The sequence below is a fragment of the Massilia genomosp. 1 genome, from assembly GCF_011682185.1.
In the GTDB taxonomy this organism is placed as follows: domain Bacteria; phylum Pseudomonadota; class Gammaproteobacteria; order Burkholderiales; family Burkholderiaceae_D; genus Telluria_A; species Telluria_A rubra.
Genome location: NZ_WHJF01000378.1, coordinates 1 through 511 on the forward strand (window position 1 = coordinate 1; position 511 = coordinate 511).

1 protein-coding gene is annotated in these 511 nt (G+C 64.0%); it reads left to right on the forward strand.

All coding sequences use genetic code 11. The annotated features are described in order from the left end of the window. The coding region (locus F1735_RS34185) for an IS66 family transposase (protein ID WP_167241498.1) at positions 1-511 on the forward strand (511 nt) is incomplete at both ends.

Sequence of the window (511 nt, forward strand, 5' to 3'; positions counted from 1 at the left end):
CCATCGGAGTTGCAGCGCGTCGACGTGGTCCACGACGTCCCCGCTGCTGAACGCACCTGTCCGTGTGGCACCCCGATGGTCGAGATCGGGCAGGACGTTAGCGAACAGCTCGACATCGTACCGATGCAGGTGCGCGTGTTGCGCCACATTCGTAAGCGCTACGGCTGCCCCGGCAGCGAGCACGCGCCGGTAACGGCGCCGCTGCCACCGCAGCCTCTTCCCAAGAGCAACGCCAGCGCCGACTTCCTCGCCATGCTGCTGATCGTCAAGTTCATTGATGGCCTGCCGCTGTACCGCTTTGAATACGTGCTCGACCGACATGGCGTGACCGTGCCCCGCCAGACGTTGGCGCGCTGGGTGATCGGCGCCGGCCGGTTGCTCCAACCGCTGCACAACCTGATGCGCGATGCGCTGCTTGAGTCACCCTTTATCCACGTTGACGAGACGGTGGTGCAGGTACTCAAGGCGCTTGGGAAGCAGCCAACGTCGAACAGCTACATGTGGGTGCAGA